The organism is Erythrobacter sp. A6_0, assembly GCF_017744235.1.
Lineage (GTDB): Bacteria > Pseudomonadota > Alphaproteobacteria > Sphingomonadales > Sphingomonadaceae > Qipengyuania.
The window spans coordinates 77,255-96,068 of record NZ_JAGHQR010000003.1; the positions used below are offsets into that span (position 1 = coordinate 77,255).

12 protein-coding genes are annotated in these 18,814 nt (G+C 64.4%); 4 read left to right on the forward strand and 8 right to left on the reverse strand.

Annotation, left to right across the window (positions count from 1 at the left end):
• Positions 1-38: 38 nt before the first annotated feature.
• From putA to acs, 4 genes are read right to left on the reverse strand one after another with little or no spacing between them, the layout of a single operon-like run.
• Entirely contained in the window at positions 39-3,251 is a 3,213-nt protein-coding gene (gene putA, locus J7347_RS09290; RefSeq protein WP_209161801.1) for a bifunctional proline dehydrogenase/L-glutamate gamma-semialdehyde dehydrogenase PutA, read from the reverse strand.
• 50 nt (positions 3,252-3,301) lie between these two features.
• The gene (gene glpD, locus J7347_RS09295) at positions 3,302-4,789 is read right to left on the reverse strand and encodes a glycerol-3-phosphate dehydrogenase (protein ID WP_209161802.1); all 1,488 of its coding nucleotides are present in this window, start codon (positions 4,787-4,789) and stop codon (positions 3,302-3,304) included.
• A gap of 1 nt (position 4,790) precedes the next feature.
• Complete coding sequence (mtnP, locus tag J7347_RS09300) at positions 4,791-5,672, reverse strand: S-methyl-5'-thioadenosine phosphorylase (protein WP_209161803.1); 882 nt, start codon at positions 5,670-5,672, stop codon at positions 4,791-4,793.
• On the reverse strand, positions 5,669-7,618 hold the full coding sequence (gene acs / locus J7347_RS09305; RefSeq protein WP_209161804.1) for an acetate--CoA ligase: 1,950 nt from the start codon (positions 7,616-7,618) through the stop codon (positions 5,669-5,671). The genes mtnP and acs overlap by 4 nt, the downstream gene beginning before the upstream one ends.
• Positions 7,619-7,744: 126 nt before the next feature.
• Here acs and J7347_RS09310 point away from each other — a divergent pair, with 126 nt between their 5' ends.
• Complete coding sequence (locus tag J7347_RS09310) at positions 7,745-9,220, forward strand: ATP-binding protein (RefSeq protein WP_209161805.1); 1,476 nt, start codon at positions 7,745-7,747, stop codon at positions 9,218-9,220.
• 1,188 nt (positions 9,221-10,408) lie between these two features.
• Here J7347_RS09310 and J7347_RS09315 read toward each other — a convergent pair.
• From J7347_RS09315 to J7347_RS09330, 4 genes are all read right to left on the reverse strand, one after another.
• The gene (locus J7347_RS09315) at positions 10,409-12,358 is read right to left on the reverse strand and encodes a ribonucleoside-diphosphate reductase subunit alpha (protein ID WP_245174015.1); all 1,950 of its coding nucleotides are present in this window, start codon (positions 12,356-12,358) and stop codon (positions 10,409-10,411) included.
• 596 nt (positions 12,359-12,954) lie between these two features.
• Positions 12,955-13,854, reverse strand: coding sequence for an alpha/beta hydrolase (locus J7347_RS09320; RefSeq protein ID WP_209161806.1), 900 nt, complete (start codon positions 13,852-13,854; stop codon positions 12,955-12,957).
• A 24-nt stretch (positions 13,855-13,878) separates the two neighbouring features.
• Positions 13,879-15,462: an L-aspartate oxidase gene (gene nadB, locus J7347_RS09325; RefSeq protein WP_209161807.1), complete on the reverse strand. Its 1,584-nt coding sequence runs from the start codon at positions 15,460-15,462 to the stop codon at positions 13,879-13,881.
• A 43-nt stretch (positions 15,463-15,505) separates the two neighbouring features.
• Positions 15,506-16,468: an ABC transporter ATP-binding protein gene (locus J7347_RS09330; protein WP_209161808.1), complete on the reverse strand. Its 963-nt coding sequence runs from the start codon at positions 16,466-16,468 to the stop codon at positions 15,506-15,508.
• An 82-nt stretch (positions 16,469-16,550) separates the two neighbouring features.
• On the opposite strand from J7347_RS09330, the gene J7347_RS09335 reads away from it, so the two are divergent.
• From J7347_RS09335 to J7347_RS09345, 3 genes are all read left to right on the forward strand, one after another.
• A complete protein-coding gene (locus tag J7347_RS09335; RefSeq protein WP_067683674.1) occupies positions 16,551-16,835 on the forward strand; it encodes a zinc-finger domain-containing protein in 285 nt (94 codons plus the stop codon).
• A 62-nt stretch (positions 16,836-16,897) separates the two neighbouring features.
• A complete protein-coding gene (gene tldD / locus J7347_RS09340) occupies positions 16,898-18,319 on the forward strand; it encodes a metalloprotease TldD (RefSeq protein WP_209161809.1) in 1,422 nt (473 codons plus the stop codon).
• A gap of 88 nt (positions 18,320-18,407) precedes the next feature.
• Positions 18,408-18,812: a hypothetical protein gene (locus J7347_RS09345; protein ID WP_209161810.1), complete on the forward strand. Its 405-nt coding sequence runs from the start codon at positions 18,408-18,410 to the stop codon at positions 18,810-18,812.
• The last annotated feature ends 2 nt before the right edge of the window (positions 18,813-18,814 follow it).

Here is an 18,814-nt window from a genome sequence, read left to right on the forward strand (position 1 = left end):
TAACCCGTTCGTGTTTGAACCTTCAATGAAAAGGCGCGTCAGAGCGATGCGAGCAGCGTTGCATTGCCGCCCGCCGCCGTGGTGTCGATGCAGACCACGCGCTCGGTCGCAAAGCGCGCGACGTAATGCGGGCCGCCCGCCTTGGGGCCACTGCCCGACATCCCCTCGCCGCCGAAGGGCTGGCTTTCGACGACCGCGCCGATCTGGTTGCGGTTGACGTAAAAATTGCCGACCCGCGCCCTCGCCTCGACGAATTCGCGCGTCGCTTCCAACCGGCTATGGAGCCCCATCGTGAGGCCGTAGCCGGTCGAATTGATATCTTCGACCACCTGGCCCAGCTGATCGGCGCGATAGCGCACGACGTGCAGGATCGGCCCGAAATTCTCGCGCTTCAAATCGAGGATCGAATCCATCTCGATGATCGTCGGCGCGACGAAGCATCCGGCGGCCAGCCCCTTGTTGAGCTTGCGCCGCCAGACCTGGCGTCCGTTCTTCTTGCGCCGGGCGACATGGCGTTCGAGCGCGGCCTTGGCGTCGGGATCGATCACCGGGCCGACATCGGTGGCGAGATCCTGCGGATCGCCGATCGTCAGCGCTTCGAAGGCGCCGCGGATCATCGTCAGCATCTCATCAGCGACGTCTTCCTGGATATAGAGCGTGCGCAGGGCCGAACAGCGCTGGCCCGCGCTCTGGAACGCGCTTGCAACGACATCGCGCGTGACCTGCTCGGGCAGGGCCGTCGAATCGATGATCATCGCGTTCTGGCCGCCGGTCTCGGCGATCAGCGTGGCGATCGGCCCTTCACGTGCGGCGAGCCCGCGATTGATCGCCTGCGCCGTGGCGGTCGATCCCGTGAAGGCGACACCCGCGATGCGCGGGTCGGACGTGATCATCTCACCGACCTCGCCAGCGCCGGGCAAGAGCTGGAACACTTCGGGCGGAATCCCCGCTTCATGACACAGCCGCACCGCGAAGGCGGCGATCAGCGGCGTCTGCGGTGCGGGCTTTGCGACGACGGTATTGCCTGCTGCGAGAGCCGCGGCGGCAGGGCCGATGAAGATCGCCAGCGGGAAATTCCACGGGCTGATCGTGGCGAATACGCCGCGCCCGGCCATGGTCAGCCGGTTTTCCTCGCCCGTCGGGCCCGGCAGCATGATCGGCTCGGCGAATTGCCGCCGCGCCTCGACCGCGTAATAGCGCAGGAAATCGACTGCTTCGCGCAGTTCGAGCACGGCGTCGGGCAGGGTCTTGCCCGCCTCGCGCTGGCACAACGAGAGAAATTCGTCGGTATGATCCTCGAACAGGTCAGCCGCTTCTTCCAGCAAGACCGCACGGCGCTCGCCCCCGAAAGCGTTCCAGCGCGGCTGGATTTCGAGCGCGCGGGTGATCGCATTTTCGACCTCGTGCGGCAGTGCATCGCGCCGCGTTCCGACTTCGTCGTTCAGATCGTGCGGCTTGTCGATCGGGGCGATCTCGCCCTCTTCGTCGCTCATGAAAGTGGGCTGGGCGTGCCAGTGCTTCTCTTCGAGCGCTTCCAGACGCTCCATGAGCGGTTCGCGCACCAGCGGATCGGCGAGGTCGATGCCGGCGCTGTTCACGCGATTGGGGAAAATGTCCTTCGGCAGAGGGATGTCGGGATTGCGGCGCGGCGCCATCGCCGCCAGCTCAGCGACCGGATCGGTGGCGAGATCCTCGGCAGGGACATCGACGTCCGCCATGCGATTGACGAAGCTGGAATTGGCCCCGTTTTCGAGCAGGCGCCGCACCAGATAGGCGAGCAGATCCTTGTGGCTGCCGACCGGCGCATAGATCCGCACCGGCGTGCGCGCATTGCCCTCTTCCTGGGCGAGAGCGCCGTAGATGTCCTCGCCCATGCCGTGCAGGCGCTGAAACTCGAATTTGGGCGTATCCTGCCCGCTCGAAGCTGCGCGCCCTTCACGCTCGGCCAGCGACTTGATCGCGCTGACCGTGTAGGCGTTGTGCGTGGCGAAGGCGGGATAGACCAGATCGCCCGCCGCCAGCAGCCGTTCGGCACAGGCGAGATAGGACACGTCGGTCGCGATCTTGCGCGTGAAGACAGGGAAATCCTTGTAGCCGCCGACCTGACTCAATTTGACTTCGGTATCCCAATACGCGCCCTTCACCAGCCGCACGAACAGCTTGCGCCCATGGCGCCGTGCCAGCTTGGCGGTCCAGTCGCACAGCGGAACGCCGCGCTTCTGATAGGCCTGGATGGCGAGGCCGAAACCGGTCCAGCCGCCCGCCTTGCCGTTCGCGAACAGGCTGTCATCGGCCACCAGCGCTTCAAACACGTCGAGCGAGAGGTCGAGGCGTTCGGCTTCTTCCGCATCGATGGTGAAATGCATGTCGGCATCGCGCGCCCGGCTCGCCAGAGCGTGTACGATCGGCACGAGCGCAGCCACGGCGGCATCGCCATGCATGAAGTCGTATTTGGGATAGAGCGCGGACAGCTTGACCGAGATGCCCGGCGATGTGGTCAGCCCCGATGCAGTTTCGCGCGAGAGGCGATCGATCGCCTGTTCGTAGGATACGCGGTAGCGTTCGGCATCGTCGAAGGTCATCGCCGCTTCGCCGAGCATGTCGAAGCTGTGCGTGAGGCCGCGCGCGCGCTCGGGCTGGGCGCGCTTCAGCGCTTCGTCGATGGTGCGGCCGAAAACGAACTGGCCGCCGAGGATGCGCATCGCCTGAAGCGTGGCCTTGCGGATCACCGGTTCGCCAAGGCGGTTGACCGCCGCCTTCAAAGTGCGCCGCATGCCCTTCTGGCTTTCCAGCGGGCGCTCCAGCACTTCGCCCGTCAGCATCAGCGAGAAGGTGGCGGCGTTGACGAAGGTGCTGCTGCTTTCGCCGAGATGTTCGCGCCAGTCGATATCGCCGATCTTGTCGCGGATCAGCGCATCGGCGGTCTGCGCATCGGGCACGCGTAACAACGCCTCGGCGAGACACATCAGCGCTATGCCTTCTTCCGTAGCGAGGCCGAATTGCTGCAGGAAGGCGTCGATCCCGCTCGCCTTGCGCTTGCGCGCGCCTTCCACCAGCCGGACCGCCAGAGCGTGCGAATTTTCATGCGCCTGGCTGACGGCGCGCGCCTGGTCGAGACGCTCCGCGATGCAGGCTTCTTCCTCCATCCGGTAGGCCTGTCGCAACACCGTCCTGTCGAGCGGATCGGAAGCGATCGCGCGCGTGGTGGCGCGGCTGGACGAGGCGGGCATGTGCTGAGAATGGACGTTCATGCGTGAGCATGTGGACCCCATGAGGGTCGCAATCAAGCGAAGTCGACTCCCTATCGAGGGTCTTGGGCCTGCGCGGCGAACCACGCGTCGATCCGCGATGCCGCAGCGTCCGGCACATGCAGGCCGAGCTTGCTGCGCCGCCAGAGCACGTCTTCGGCGGTGCGGGCAAACTCCTCGCTGGCAAGATAGCGCAGCTCCGCTTCGTAAAGATCGCCGCCGAAATGTTCGCCCATCCGGTCCATCCCGTCCGCCGTTCCGATCACGCGGTCGATCCGCGTGCCGTAGGCCCGGACCAGACGGCGCAGGAGCTTGGGCGGCAGCCAGGAATGGCGTTCGCCCGTGCGCTTCAGAAACTCCTCGAAATCCGCCATGTCGCCGCCCGGCAGCGGCGCATCTTTCGTCCACGCATCGCGCATCGGCAGATGGCCGGACAGTTTTTCGAGCGCGTGTTCGGCGAGCTTGCGGAACGTGGTGATCTTGCCGCCATAGATCGACAGGATCGGCGCGGCGTCCTCTTCGGCGTCCAGTTCGAACACGTAATCACGCGTAACGGTCGAATCGCTGTCGGCGTGATCGTCGTAGAGAGGGCGCACACCCGAATAGGTCGAGACAATATCTTCTTCCGCGATGGACGTGCGGAAATATCCGCCCACCGCTTCGCGCAGATAGGCGCGTTCTTCCTTCGATATGGCGACCGTGCCGGGATCGTCGTCGAACGCTTCGTCCGTCGTCCCTATCAGCGTATAATCATGCTCGTAGGGGATCGCGAACACGATCCGCCCGTCCTCCTGCTGGAAGATATAGGCATGGGCGCCCTTATAGAGGCGCGGCACGATGATGTGGCTGCCCTTGACCAGCCGCAAGCGCGCGGGCGTCCCCCTGCCCAACGCCAGCCCTGCGATCCCGTCAACCCACGGCCCTGCGGCGTTGACCACCGCACGCGCTTCGACGACCCGCTCCTGCCCGTCCGGCTCACGCAGGGCGGCGATCCAGCCATCGGCAGTGCGTTCCAGCCCGACGCATTCGGTGCGGGTCAGGATCTCCGCGCCCAGTTCGCGCGCATCCATCGCCGCGAGCACGGCCATCCGCGAATCCTCGACCCAGCAGTCCGAATATTCGAAGCCGTGGGTCAGGCGGTCCTTGAGGATCGCGCGATGCGGCGCTTTTCGCAGGCTCACCGAGCGGCTGCCCGGCAGCGTGCGTCGCCCGCCGATCCGGTCGTAGAGGAACAGGCCCAGTCGCAGCATCCAGCGCGGGCGCAAATTTTTATCGTGCGGCAGGACGAAGCGAAGCGGCCACACGATATGCGGCGCGGCCTTCAACAGCACTTCGCGTTCACGCAAAGCTTCGGCGACGAGGCGGAATTCGTAGGTCTCGAGATAGCGCAGGCCGCCATGCACCAGCTTGGTGCTGGCGGACGAGGTATGGGCGGCGAGATCGTCCTTCTCGCACAATGTCACCTTCAGCCCGCGCCCGGCGGCGTCGCGGGCAATCCCCGCGCCGTTGATCCCGCCACCGATGACAAGCAGATCGCGCAAATCAGTTCTCCGACCCGTTCAGCACTCGCCCCGCCACCGCGTCGAGCTTGGTCATCAGCGTAGCATCGCGCTGCTCGGGCGCAGTGATGATCGCGTATTCGAGCGCGGTGTCGATCGGCGATGGCTCGCGTCGATCGGGCAGGAGGGCACACAGTTTCTCGATCGCCTTCCTCGCTATCTCGCCATTGGCGTGCATGGTTTCGAGGATGTCGGAGACGTCGACGGCGGCTTCCTTGTCGCGCCAGCTGTCGTAATCGGTGACCATGGCCATTAGGGCATAGGGCAGCTCCGCCTCACGGGCGAGCTTGGCTTCGGGCATGCCGGTCATGCCGATCACCTCGGCCCCCCAGCTGCGATAGAGCTTGCTTTCGGCGCGAGTCGAAAATTGCGGGCCTTCCATCGCCAGATATGTCGCGCCGCGCCGCACCGTGCCGCCCGCGCGTTCCACTGCGTCGGCGGCGAAGCCGGACAGGCGTGGGCAGACCGGATCGCCCATCGAGACATGCGCGACCAGGCCGCTGTCGAAAAAGGTCGAAGGGCGGCCCTGCGTGCGGTCGATGAACTGGTCGACCGCCGCGAAATGGCCGGGCGCGAGCGACTCCGACAGCGAACCGACAGCCGAGATCGCCAGCAGATCGGTGCAGCCCGCGCGCTTCATCGCGTCCACATTGGCGCGCGCGTTGAGCTGTCCGGGCAATATGCGGTGTCCGCGCCCGTGGCGGGGCAGGAAGCGCACCTTCACGCCCGCGATCCGCCCGCACAGGATCGCGTCGGACGGCTCACCGAAAGACGACTTCACGTCGATCCACTGCTCGTCTTCGAGCGAATCCACGGCATACAGCCCCGATCCGCCGATGATGCCGATGACCCATTCCTCGCTCATCGCGCTGCATTTCCTCTACGGGTTTCGATCAGATCGTCGACGATTCCCGGATCGGCCAGCGTCGAGGTGTCGCCGAGCGAGCCGTATTCCTGCTCCGCGATCTTCCTGAGGATACGCCGCATGATCTTGCCGCTGCGCGTCTTGGGCAGAGCGGGCGTGAAATGGAGATGGTCGGGCGTGGCGATCGGGCCGATTTCCTTGCGCACCCATTGGCGCAGTTCCGCGTCGAGATCGTCGTCCGGCTCCTCGCCCGCGTTCAAGGTGACGTAGCAGTAGATGCCCTGCCCCTTGATGTCGTGCGGATAGCCGACGACGGCGGCCTCGGACACTTTGGGATGCAGCACCAGCGCGCTTTCGACCTCGGCCGTGCCCATGCGGTGGCCCGAGACGTTGATGACGTCGTCCACCCGCCCTGTGATCCAGTAATATCCGTCCGCGTCGCGGCGACACCCGTCCCCGGTGAAATACTTGCCCGGATAGGTGCTGAAATAGGTCTGCACGAAACGGTCGTGATCGCCATAGACGGTGCGCGCCTGGCCGGGCCAGCTCTTCGCGATGCACAGATTCCCCTCGGCCTTCCCCTCCAGCACCGCGCCGTCATTCTCGACCAATTGCGGCACGATCCCGAAGAAAGGTTTGCCCGCACTGCCCGGCTTCATGTCGTGCGCGCCGGGAAGCGTGGTGATCATGATCCCGCCCGTTTCGGTCTGCCACCAGGTGTCCACGATGGGCGCCTCGCCCCTGCCGACATTCTGGTGATACCAGCGCCACGCTTCGGGATTGATCGGCTCGCCCACGCTGCCGAGCAGGCGGAGGCTGGAGAGGTCGTGCTTTTCCACATGGCCCGTGCCCTCGCGCATCAGCGCGCGGATCGCGGTGGGGGCGGTGTAGAAGATATTGACCCGATGCTTCTCGCACACCGCCCAGAAGCGGTCGTGGTCGGGGTAGTTCGGCACCCCTTCGAACATCAGCGCGGTCGCCCGGTTCAGGAGCGGGCCGTAGACGATGTAGCTGTGCCCGGTGACCCAGCCGATATCGGCGGTACACCAATAGACCTCGCCGGGGCGATAATCGAAGACGTGGCGAAACGTCGTCTCGGTCCACACGGCATAGCCGCCGGTGGTGTGGAGCACGCCCTTGGGTTTGCCGGTGGATCCGCTGGTATAGAGGATGAAAAGCGGATCCTCTGCCTTCATCGGCTCGCAGGGGCATGTGTCGGAAACGCCGTCCGACAATTCGTGATACCAGTGGTCGCGGCCCTCGACCATCGCGATATCGCCGCCGGTATGGCGCAGCAACAGCACGGCCTTCACCGACACCTTTTCGAGCGCCGCATCGACATTCGCCTTCAACGGGATCCGCTTGCCGCCGCGCAGGCCTTCATCGGCGGTGACGATCCAGTCGCTGCGGCAATCGTCCACCCGGCCCGCGATCGCTTCCGGCGAGAAGCCGCCGAAGATCACCGAATGCACGGCCCCGATCCGCGCGCAGGCGAGCATGGCGCAAGCGCCTTCGGGCACCATCGGCATGTAGATCGTGACGCGGTCGCCCTTCTGGACGCCCATCTTTTTGAACGTGCTGGCCATCCGCACGACTTCGCGCTGCAGATCGGCATAAGTGATCCGGCGCACCTCGTCAGCGGGATCGTCGGGCTCGAAGATCAGCGCGATCGCGTCGCCATGCCCGTTTTCGACATGGCGATCGACGGCATTGTGGCAGATGTTGAGCGTCCCGTCGGAAAACCATTTTATGTCCACCGGATCGAACGACCAGTCCGCGACGGTGCGTGGTTTATCGATCCAGTCCAGCCGCTCGGCCTGATCGGCCCAGAAACCGTCCGCATCCTCGATGCTGCGCGCATAGAGCGCTTCGTAATCCTGCGCCGAGCATCGCGCATCGTCCGCCTCTGTCCGGGGCCGCTTCACCCATTCCGCCTGATCCGCCATTCATCGTTCCTCTCGCCCGGTTTTGCGTACCTCGCCTGCGAACCGCAATCCGATGATCGGGTCAAGCACTGGATAAATCGCGCATGCGGCTTTGCCTTGCCCGCGCAGGCCTCTATCCCGATTCGCGTGAGGGCGCAGATCGAAATCGGCAGGCAGGCGGGCGGGCAGACCGTCCCCGTGGACGTGGAGGAGCTCCTCGCCACGCGCCTGCTCGTCCAGGGCAATTCCGGCTCGGGCAAATCGCACCTCCTCCGCCGCCTGCTCGAACAGAGCGCGGGGCTGGTTCAGCAGGTGGTGATCGACCCGGAAGGCGATTTCACCAGCCTCGCCGACGAATTCGGCCATATCGTGATCGACGGCGGCGCCCACACTTCGCGCGAGATCGAAACACTGGCCGCGCGCATCCGCCAGCATCGCGCCTCCGTGGTGCTGGCACTGGACGAGCTGGAGGTCGAACAGCAAATCCGCTGCGCCGCGCTGTTCCTGACCGCTCTGTTCGATGCGCCGCGCGAACACTGGTATCCCGCGCTCGTGGTGGTGGACGAAGCGCAGATGTTCGCGCCCGCCGCCGCTGGCGAGATGGCGGAAGATACGCGGCGGATGACCCTGTCCGCCATGACGAACCTGATGTGCCGGGGGCGCAAGCGCGGCCTTGCCGGGATCGTTGCGACGCAGCGTCTGGCGAAGCTCGCCAAGAACGTCGCCGCCGAGGCGTCCAACTTCCTGATGGGGCGCACCTTTCTCGATATCGACATGCAGCGTGCCGCCGACCTTCTCGGCATGGACCGCAGGCAGGCCGAGCGAATCCGCGACCTCCAACGCGGCCATTTCCTGGGCCTCGGCCCCGCGATCAGCCGCAGCCCGGTCGCGGTCGAGATCGGATCGGTGAAGACGGGCGGCAAGAATGCGTCCGAAGGGCTGATGCCGCTGCCCGATGCGAGCGATGGCGAATTGGAAGCATTGCTCCACACCGATCTCGCCCAAGCTGCCGCCGAACCTGCGCCGCCGCCGCGTCCTGCCGCCCCTCCCCGCCCTTCGGTGGAGATCGAACAGGCGATCGTAGCAAGCACCGCCGTGGAGCGACCGGCACCCGGCGATGCCGAGGTGCCGGATGCCGGCTCGGCAACTCCGGCCCCTTCGCCGGAAGACGCCGACGAAGGGCTCGAGCGGATCGTGCGCGAGCTGGCGATGGAGGATGGCGCGACCTTCCAGTCCACCACGGCGCTGTTCCGCAATTTCGCGGTCCGCTGCCGCCAGGCGGGCGTGCCCAGCGCGCATATCGACATGATGCAGTTCCGCCGCCTGTTCGCCTATGCCAGCACCGGGCTCGACAGGCTGGAGTCGGGCAAGCGCGAGAGGATCGAGGAACTCGCACAGGCCGTGCCGGAAGACGTGCTGGCACCCTATCTGACGCTGGCCGTCAATGCGGCATTGGGCCGTACCTCGCCCGACGAGGACGAGCTGGCGCGCGCCTATGGCAGCTCCTCGCCCAGCCGCATCCGCCGTCTGCTGGACCATCTCGAACGCCAGGGCCTGATCGTGGTGCGAGAAGATTTCGGCGGCGAGCGCACGGTGACGGTGGCAGGGCTAGAGACTGCTTGACAAAAATTCTTGAAATCCTCGCGACGCAGCAGAATCTAACTTCGTGAATGCGGCTGATAAATTTCCTGAAGAGTTGGTATCACTTTCCAACGCGTGTCAGCAGCACGTAAGATGCTCTTAGGCACTGTCCGAGTTGCATACGGCGTGTGAAACAGATTTTCGAACTCACTTATCGCAAAGTCGGTCGATACGAGACTGTCTGAAGCGAGATGACAATCCTTATAGCGCTTGCCTGAATCGCAACCGCACCACTCGTCTGGCAGGAATTCCTGTCTGCGGTAATGTGCACCTACGCCTATTTGCCTCCCCGGCCAGCGGCCTAAGAGCCAGCGATGCCAGCTTTTCACTGCCCAAAGGGAATAATGGTCGGCCAAGGGCAAAATGCCGTCATCCGGCGTCCACGCCTTACTTTCTCGAGTGAACGCGCAAACAGAGGCGTCGGGAAAATTAGTATGCTTGAGCGGGAACGGCTGGCGCCCGCCGTTTGCTACGCTAAAAGCCCAGGCTTTCGGCCAGATTTCCTTCCTCAATGGAAGCGCGATGACAAAGTGGGCTTGTGGGCCATCTGACCCGAGAGGTCGGGTTTTGATGATAACCCACAAGCCCTTTTCGTCCTCCAAGCTTATGGCTTTGTAGTGTCGAACCAGAAGCCGAAATCCAGTTCCGTAAGCCGCTTCGATGGCAGCGGAGCCGAAGGGCTCGGCTTCACCAGTCGGCCTCGATCGGGACGACGTGGACCGTCGTTTCCGCGATCGGGCTGCGGGTCCGTCCCGGGTGTATGTTGAGGGGGCATTGTAAATCACCTCGCTTTCAGTTGGCGGGTTGAGTCCAACGAAGCCATCATCAAAAACGAGAGGAGAGGCGCCATGATCAATTGCTCGCCCTAAGTGGGCTAAGCGACTGATAGTGCTTTTGGAAAATGCGGGCTTTCCACAGTCTTTCAACAGCATCCTCACGGCTCCTTCCGCTCGAAATCATGCGACTTCGAGTTGACCTGACCGCCGGTTGATGCGAGGCAAGACTTGCATGCGGGCCTCGAACGCTCCGGCGTTCAGCTTGCAGGGGGGCGGGGTTCTTAGCGGGAACCTGCCCCCCAATTATTTTTGCGAGCCACTGACTCGCATTCACCTTCCTAGCCTATAATCTTAATCAACCCGAGTCCGGGTCAGCTAGGTTATCAACGTTTCCTTACTGGCAGGCGAGGCATTCCTCGTAATCGGTCTGCTCGCCCGCTCCGGCCATCAGCTCGTACTTGGCGGCGTCGGCGGTGTTGTCGGTCTCGACCCCGCCGGCAAAGCCCGCGCGCTGCACGCTCTTGGAGCGCAGGTAATAGAGCGACTTGATGCCCTTCTCCCACGCCTGGAAGTGCAGCATCATCAGATCCCACTTGTCGACATCGGCGGGGATGAAGAGGTTCAGCGACTGCGCCTGATCGATGAAGGGCGCACGGTCGGCGGCGAATTCGAGCAGCCAGCGCTGATCGATTTCGAAGCTGGTCTTGTAGGTCGCCTTTTCTTCCGCGCTCAGGAAGTCGAGATGCTGGACCGATCCGCCCTTTTCGAGGATCGAATTCCACACATTGGTCGAATCCTTGGACTTGTCGCGCAGCAGCTTTTCCAGATACGGGTTCTTGACCACGAAGCTGCCCGACAGGGTCTTGTGCGTGTAGATATTGGCCGGGATCGGCTCGATGCAGGCGCTGGTGCCGCCGCAGATGATCGAGATCGACGCGGTCGGCGCGATCGCCATCTTGCAGCTGAAGCGCTCCATTGCGCCCATTTCTTCCGCGTCCGGGCAGGGGCCGCGTTCCTTGGCGAGGACCATGCTGGCCTCTTCCGCCTTCGCGCTGACGTGTTTGAACATCTTCAGGTTCCAGACCTTGGCCATCGGGCTTTCGAAGCCGATGCCCTTCTGCTGGAGGAAGGAGTGGTAGCCCATGACGCCCAAGCCCACGCTGCGTTCGCGCCCGGCGGAATATTTGGCGCGCGCCATCTCGTCGGGCGCGCGGTCGATATAGTCCTGCAGCACGTTGTCGAGGAAGCGCATCACATCCTCGATGAACTGCTTGTCGCCGTTCCACTCGTCCCATTTTTCGAGGTTGAGCGAGGACAGACAGCAGACCGCGGTGCGATCGTTGCCGAGATGATCGCGGCCCGTCGGCAGCGTGATTTCCGAACACAGGTTCGACGTCGAAACCTTGAGGCCGAGATCGCGGTGATGCTTGGGCATCATCCGGTTCACCGTGTCGGAGAAGACGATATAGGGCTCGCCCGTTGCGAGGCGGGTTTCGACCAGCTTCTGGAACAGCGAACGCGCATCCACGGTCTTGCGGACCGATCCGTCCTTGGGGCTGACGAGATCGAAGGATTCGCCCGCGCGGACGGCCTCCATGAATTCGTCGGTCAGCAGCACGCCGTGATGCAGGTTCAGCGCCTTGCGATTGAAATCGCCCGACGGTTTGCGGATTTCGAGGAATTCCTCGATCTCGGGGTGCGACACGTCGAGATAGCAGGCCGCCGAGCCGCGCCGCAGCGAACCCTGCGAAATCGCGAGCGTGAGCGAATCCATCACGCGGACGAAGGGGATGATGCCGCTGGTCTTGCCGTTGAGGCCCACCGGCTCGCCGATGCCGCGCACCTGGCCCCAATAGGTGCCGATGCCGCCGCCGCGCGAAGCCAGCCAGACATTCTCGTTCCAGGTGCCGACGATGCCTTCCAGGCTGTCCTCGACACTGTTGAGATAGCACGAGATCGGCAGACCGCGATTGGTGCCGCCGTTCGACAGCACGGGCGTTGCGGGCATGAACCATAGGCGCGAAATGTAATCGTAAAGGCGCTGGGCGTGGTCCTGATCGTCGGCATAGGCATCGGCCACGCGGGCGAACAGGTCCTGAAACTCCTCGCCGGGCAGCAGATAGCGATCGATCAGCGTTTCCTTGCCGAATTCGGTCAGCAAGGCATCGCGGCTGCTGTCGGTAACGACATCGAAGCGGCGATCGTTGATCTTCTTCGAATCGTCGACCGGTTCGGCAGAGGCCTTAACCGCTTCCATCATCGCGCCGGCCAGCGCCGCATCGGCCTTTTCCGAGATCGCCGCCGTGCCGACCAGTTCTTCGCTACCGCTGTCGGAAGCCTGCATATCGATTGCCTTTCCGGATGCGGGGCTGGGGGCAGAGGCAGGTACGGGGGAAGGCGCGTCCGAGACCGTCGCCATATCGTCCTGCGTCGTGTCCAGTTCCATCGCGTCCTCGTTCCTGAAATCCATCGCTCGTCCTCGCCCTTCGTCTGGTGTCGCGTCCGATCGTGCGTGAGCCGATGTTCCGCATGTGTTCGATTCGGCGAGCCACACCCGCCTAGCAATATTCGGGGGCGGAAGGGGCATGAAACTTATCCCCTTTTTGCCCACAGGGCCCGATCGAGACCGAACGGAACTGGCGCCTGCCCCATATGGGTCCGGCGGTCGCAATCGCTAGGTCTAGTGGGTCCCCCCGGGTGCCCGACTACCAGATACTGAATCAGACCGGGTCGAGGCGCAAGAGGGTGAAGGGCAATTTAACGCTTGCGGAGCCTCTGGCGAGGCGGTGTGTCATCACGCTGCAACGCCGCGACGCGTGGACCAAGCTGGACTCGGGCGAAGCGCAAGGGCGAAAATGAATCCGTGAAAAAATTTTTGCGGGCAAAAGGCCCTCTCGCCCGGTTGCGCAGCGATCGAATCCGGACCCGCAATTATCGAATCTACCCCGGCGCTGAAACGCTCGCACGGGCATGCCCGCCGATCGCTCCCGCCAGCTCGTCGACCAGTTCCGGCGGCAGGTCGTGGCCCCAGCCGGGCAGGGTACGGATCGTCGCATCGGGAATGCAGGCGGCGGTGTCGCGTCCGCCCTCGCAGGGGACCAGCGGATCGTCCTCGCCATGCAGGACCAGCGTCGGCACGGAGATCCCGCGCACCATCTTTCGCCGATCCCCATCCGCCAGAATCGCGGCGAGATGCCGCGTCCCGCCTTCGGGATAGAAGCTGCGGCGGATGCTCGCCTGGACGCGTTCGCGCAGCCGCTCTTCCTCTGCCGGGTAGGCGGGGCTGCCGATGGTGCGCGCCAGATGCATTCCATGCGCGACCAGAGCCGCCTCTTCGGTGCTGTCGGGCCGCTTGACCAGCGCCTGCAACGCCTCCTTGCGCGCAGACGGCAGCTTGGGATTGCCGGTGGTCGAGAAAATCTGCGTGAAGCTGAGGCAGCGATCCGCATGGTCGGCCGCGACATGCTGCGCGATCATCCCGCCCATGCTCGCGCCCACGATGTGCGCGCGGTCGATATGAAGCGCATCCAATAGCCCGACCGCATCCTCGGCCATGTCGGCGAGCGTGTAGGGGACTTTGGGCGTCAGCCCGATCTTCTTGAGCAGCGTCAGCTTGACCGGACCGGGCGCTTTGTCTCCCGTGAACTTCTGGCTGAGCCCGACATCGCGATTATCGTAACGGATCACGCGAAAGCCCTGCGCCACCAGCGCCTCCACCAGCTCGTCCGGCCACAGCGTCAGCTGCGCACCGAAGCCCATGATCAGCAACATGGCCGGATCGGAGGGATTGCCGTGATCCTCGTAATGGATCGTGACGCCATTGGCTTTTGTTTCGGGCATGAGGGGCTCTCCTTCGGTTCGGCGCTATGGCACCAGGACGGTGTCTTTCGCCACCGGATCGGTCTCCGGATAATCCAGCGTGAAATGCAGCCCCCGGCTTTCGTGCCGCTTCAAAGCGCTCTTCACGATCAGTTCGGCGGCCTGCAGCAGGTTGCGCAGTTCGATGAGGTCGGTCGTCACGCGGAAGGCGCCGTAATAATCCTCCACCTCCTGCTTCAGCATGGCGATGCGGTTCTGGGCGCGTTCGAGGCGCTTGGTGGTGCGCACGATTCCGACATAGTTCCACATGAAGCGGCGGATTTCGGTCCAGTTCTGCTTGATGACCACCTCTTCGTCCGAATCGGTGACGAGCGTATCGTCCCATTCGCGGATCGCGGGCGGCTCCTCCAGCGTGTCCCACCGATCGAGAATGTCGCGCGCCGCCGCTTCGCCGAAGACGAAGCATTCGAGCAGGGAATTCGAGGCGAGGCGGTTCGCCCCGTGCAAGCCGCTTTCGGTACACTCGCCCGCCGCCCACAGGCCCGGCAGGTCTGTGCGCGCGTCTAGATCCACCACCACCCCGCCGCAGGTGTAATGCTGTGCGGGAACGACCGGGATGGGCTGCGTCGTCATGTCGATGCCGAGGCCGGACAGCTTCTCGTCGATGGTGGGGAAATGCTCGCGCACGAATTCGGGCGGCATATGGCTGATGTCGAGATGGACGTAGTCGAGTCCGAAGCGCTTGATCTCGGCATCGATCGCTCTTGCCACCACGTCGCGCGGGGCCAGCTCCATGCGTTCGGGATCGTAGAATTCCATGAAGCGCTTTTTCGTGCGCGGATTGATCAGCCGCCCGCCCTCGCCCCGCACGGCTTCGGTGATGAGGAAATTCTTGACCTCGAGATTGTAGAGGCAGGTCGGGTGGAACTGCATCATCTCCATGTTGGAGACGCGTGCGCCCGCGCGCCAGGCCATCGCGATCCCGTCGCCCGTGGCGCCGCGCGGCGCGGTCGAGAACAGATAGCAGCGCCCCGCTCCGCCTGCCGCCAGCACGGTTGCCCGCGCGACATGGCGTTCGACCCGGCCCGTCTCCTCGTTCAGCGCATAGGCGCCCCAGACGCGCCCGCCGCCGGAGAATTTCTCCGCATTGCGCCCGGTGATGAAATCGATGCAGCTACGGCCCGGCAACAGAGTGATGTTGGGATTGGCCTGCGCCGCGTTCAGAAGCGCTTCCTGCACCGCCCAGCCGGTCGCATCGTCGACGTGGACGATGCGGCGGTGCGAATGGCCGCCTTCGCGCGTCAGATGCAGATGGTCGCTTTCGCGGTTGAAGGGCACGCCCAGTTCGCTCAACCGGTCGATACTGGCGGGCGCGCGTTCGATCACGAATTCCACCGTCTCGCGATCGTTCAGCCCAGCGCCCGCGATCATTGTGTCGCGGACATGATTGTCGAAGGTGTCGCCCGCATCGAGAACGGCGGCGATGCCCCCTTGCGCCCAGGCTGTCGACCCGCCGGTGAGCGAACCCTTGGCCAGCACCACCACCTTGCGGGTTTCGGCCAGCGCGAGCGCGGCGGTCAGCCCGGCGGCGCCGGACCCGATGACGAGGATGTCGTGCTGGTGTGTCATCCCCGCGTCATGGCGCGGAGCAACGGTGCCCGCAAGCGGCGCATCAGGCCTGCGCGGTCAGCTGGACGAACACGTCTTCCAGATCCGCCTCGCGCGTGGTCACATCTTCGATCGCATAGCCATGCTGCTGGATCAGCGAGAGGACTTGGCCCGCCGTGGTCGCATCGCGATCGTAGGTCACGTCGAGGCGGCGCGGCTCCACCACCTCCGCCTTGACGAAAGCCTCTTCCATGATCGGTCCGGCCAGATCCTTGTCGACGGAAACCGACACGATCTTCTCGCGCGCCATGCCGATCAGTTCGCGCGTGGGCTTGTTGGCGATCAGTTCGCCGTGATTGATGATCGCAATGCGATCGCACAATTGTTCAGCTTCTTCGAGATAGTGGGTGGTCAGCACTATGGTGACGCCCTGACCGTTCAGTTCCAGCACCAATTCCCACAATTGGCGGCGCAGTTCGACGTCGACGCCCGCGGTCGGCTCGTCCAGCACCAGGATCGGCGGGGAATGCACCATGGCCTTGGCGATCAGCAGCCGCCGCTTCATCCCGCCCGACAGCGTCCGGGCATAGGCATCGCGCTTGTCCGACAGGCGCACCGCTTCCAGCAATTCCTCGCTACGCCGCTCCGCCTTGGGGATGCCGTAGAAGCCCGCCTGATTCTCCAGCACTTCGAAAGGCGTGAAGAAGGGGTCGAACACGATTTCCTGCGGGACGATCCCGATCGATCGCTTGGCGTTGCGGCGCTGGCGATCGATGTCGAAGCCCCAGATTTCCGCGCTGCCATCGGTCTTGTCGACCAGTCCGGCGAGGATGTTGATCAGCGTGGACTTGCCCGCGCCATTGGGGCCGAGCAGGCCGAAGATGCCGCCTTCGGGCACGTCGAAGCTGACGCCCTTCAAAGCCAGCTTGCCCCCGCCATCACTGTCTTTGGCGCTGTCCTTCGCGCCATAGCGCTTCACGAGGGAATCGATGCGGATCGCCGGTTCGCCGGTGGGTTCTGGAGCCATGGCCCGCGCCTTACGGCGGATATCGCGGGCACGCAAACCATGCGCTTGCGCGGGGCGGGCCGAGCATTTATCGCCTCCTGCCATGAACACCGCCGAAAACGCCGCGCCCTACACCGCACCGCCCGAGATCGTGAAGGTCGAAACCCGGCGCGTGTGGTGCGATGGCGCCAGCGATATTCGCGGCGGCCCGAATTATCGCCCGGCGGCGCTGGGCCATCCCAAGGTCTATCTCGAAATCGACGAGCACGGCTATGTCGATTGCGGCTATTGCGACCGGCGCTTCGTGCTGGAAGGCGGCCCGGCGGACGGCGTGGACCCGGCGATGCTTCGCGATATCTCCGAAGGCGGCGATCCGGGCCACCGCTAAGCGGAGCGGGGCGTGCTTTCGTCCCCCTATCGGTCGGGCCGCGCAGTGCCTACATAGGTGGCATGACTCCAGCCACCGATCCGCATGCCCTGCTCTATCGCCAGATCGATCCCGACGGGGTGTTGCGCCTTACCGCCGATCTCCTCGCTCCGTGCGACGATGGCGAGCTCTATCTTCAATTCTCGGCCTCCGAGGCCTTCGCCTTCGATGACGGACGCCTGAAGACCGCCGATTACAGCCGCGATTCGGGTTTCGGCCTGCGCGGCGTATCGGGCGAGACGACCGGCTTCGCCCATGCCAACGAGATCAGCCACAAGGCCATCGCGCGGGCGGGCGAAACCCTGCAATTGCTCGATCCGGGCAAGCAGCCTGCGGTTCTTCCGCCAGAGCGGACCAACCGCCATCTCTACACCGATCTGTGCCCGCTCGATCTCGTGCCGTTCGCCGAAAAGGTGGCGCTGCTCGAGAAGATCGATGCAGTCGCCCGCGCGAAGGATCCGCGCGTCGCGCAGGTCAGCGCCAGCCTTTCGGCCAGCTGGAGCGTGGTCGATATCCTGCGGCCCGATGGCTTTACCGCGCGCGACATTCGCCCGCTGGTGCGCCTCAATATCGGCATTGTCGCCGAATCGAATGGTCGGCGCGAAAGCGGCAGCTTCGGAATGGGCGGGCGCTATCTCTACGACCGCCTGTTCGATGAAGGACAGTGGATGCGCGGCATCGACAAGGCCGTGAGCCAGGCGCTCGTCAATCTGGACAGCGTGGCCGCCCCGGCGGGGGAGACCACCGTGCTGCTCGGCCCCGGCTGGCCCGGCGTGCTGCTGCACGAGGCGGTCGGCCACGGCCTCGAAGGCGATTTCAACCGCAAGGGCACCAGCGCCTTTTCGGGCCGGATCGGCGAGCGGGTGGCCGCCCCCGGCGTTACGGTAGTGGACGATGGCAGCATTGCGGAACGGCGCGGCTCGCTAAGTATCGACGACGAGGGCACACCCACGCGCGAGACCGTGCTGATCGAGGACGGTATCCTGAAGGGCTATATGCAGGACCGGCTGAACGCGCGCCTGATGGGCGTGGAGCCGACCGGAAACGGCCGCCGCCAGAGCTACGAACACGCGCCCATGCCGCGCATGACCAACACGTTCATGCGCAGCGGCGAGGACGATCCCGCCGAGCTGCTCTCCCGCGTCAGGGATGGCATTTACGCCACCAGCTTCGGCGGCGGGCAGGTCGATATCGTCAGCGGCAAATTCGTGTTCGCCTGTACCGAGGCCTACAAGGTGGAGAACGGTAAGATCGTCGCCCCGATCAAGGGCGCGACGCTGATCGGCGACGGGCCCAGTGTGCTGACCCGCGTTTCGGGCATCGGCGACGACATGGCGCTCGACGAAGGGGTCGGCGTGTGCGGCAAGGGCGGGCAGAGCGTGCCGGCAGGCGTGGGCCAGCCGACGCTGCTGATCGACCGCCTGACGGTGGGCGGCACCGGTTGAAGCCTGCGCCCAATGGCATAGCGGATCGGAAACTCAGCCCGGGTTCAGGCATTTTGAGGTATACATCGCTTCCATAGGAGAACCGATCATGTCCCGCCTGTCCTCACTCGCCATCGCCGCTACCGCTGTAACCCTCGTCGCTTCCCCCGCTTCCGCCGAACGCAAATCGGGCGAAGAGAAGCTGGCCGAGATGATCGACGGCCGTGTCGCGGGCGAACCGCAGAGCTGCATCAACACCTTCCAGAGCCGCCCGCTGACCGTGATCGACGACACGGCGATCGTCTATCGCAGCGGCGACACGGTATATGTCAATCGCACCCGTGCGCCGGAAACGCTCGATGAGGACGATGTGCTGGTGATCCGCAAGTTCGGAACGGGCAGCCGCCTCTGCCGCCTCGACCAGATCACGACGCGCGACCGGCTGACCGGGTTTTACTCCGGCAACATCTTCCTGACCGACTTCGTCCCCTACAAGCGCGTCGAACAGAACTGATC

What these genes read in the sequence shown, in the direction of transcription:
- nadB (WP_209161807.1), bottom strand. Translation starts at nt 15,462, where the DNA reads ATGACACACCAGCACGACATCCTCGTCATCGGGTCCGGCGCCGCCGGG.
- J7347_RS09330 (WP_209161808.1), bottom strand. Translation starts at nt 16,468, where the DNA reads ATGGCTCCAGAACCCACCGGCGAACCGGCGATCCGCATCGATTCCCTC.
- putA (WP_209161801.1), bottom strand. Translation starts at nt 3,251, where the DNA reads ATGAACGTCCATTCTCAGCACATGCCCGCCTCGTCCAGCCGCGCCACC.
- J7347_RS09345 (WP_209161810.1), top strand. Translation starts at nt 18,408, where the DNA reads ATGTCCCGCCTGTCCTCACTCGCCATCGCCGCTACCGCTGTAACCCTC.
- J7347_RS09315 (WP_245174015.1), bottom strand. Translation starts at nt 12,358, where the DNA reads ATGCAGGCTTCCGACAGCGGTAGCGAAGAACTGGTCGGCACGGCGGCG.
- tldD (WP_209161809.1), top strand. Translation starts at nt 16,898, where the DNA reads ATGACTCCAGCCACCGATCCGCATGCCCTGCTCTATCGCCAGATCGAT.
- J7347_RS09320 (WP_209161806.1), bottom strand. Translation starts at nt 13,854, where the DNA reads ATGCCCGAAACAAAAGCCAATGGCGTCACGATCCATTACGAGGATCAC.
- J7347_RS09335 (WP_067683674.1), top strand. Translation starts at nt 16,551, where the DNA reads ATGAACACCGCCGAAAACGCCGCGCCCTACACCGCACCGCCCGAGATC.
- mtnP (WP_209161803.1), bottom strand. Translation starts at nt 5,672, where the DNA reads ATGAGCGAGGAATGGGTCATCGGCATCATCGGCGGATCGGGGCTGTAT.
- acs (WP_209161804.1), bottom strand. Translation starts at nt 7,618, where the DNA reads ATGGCGGATCAGGCGGAATGGGTGAAGCGGCCCCGGACAGAGGCGGAC.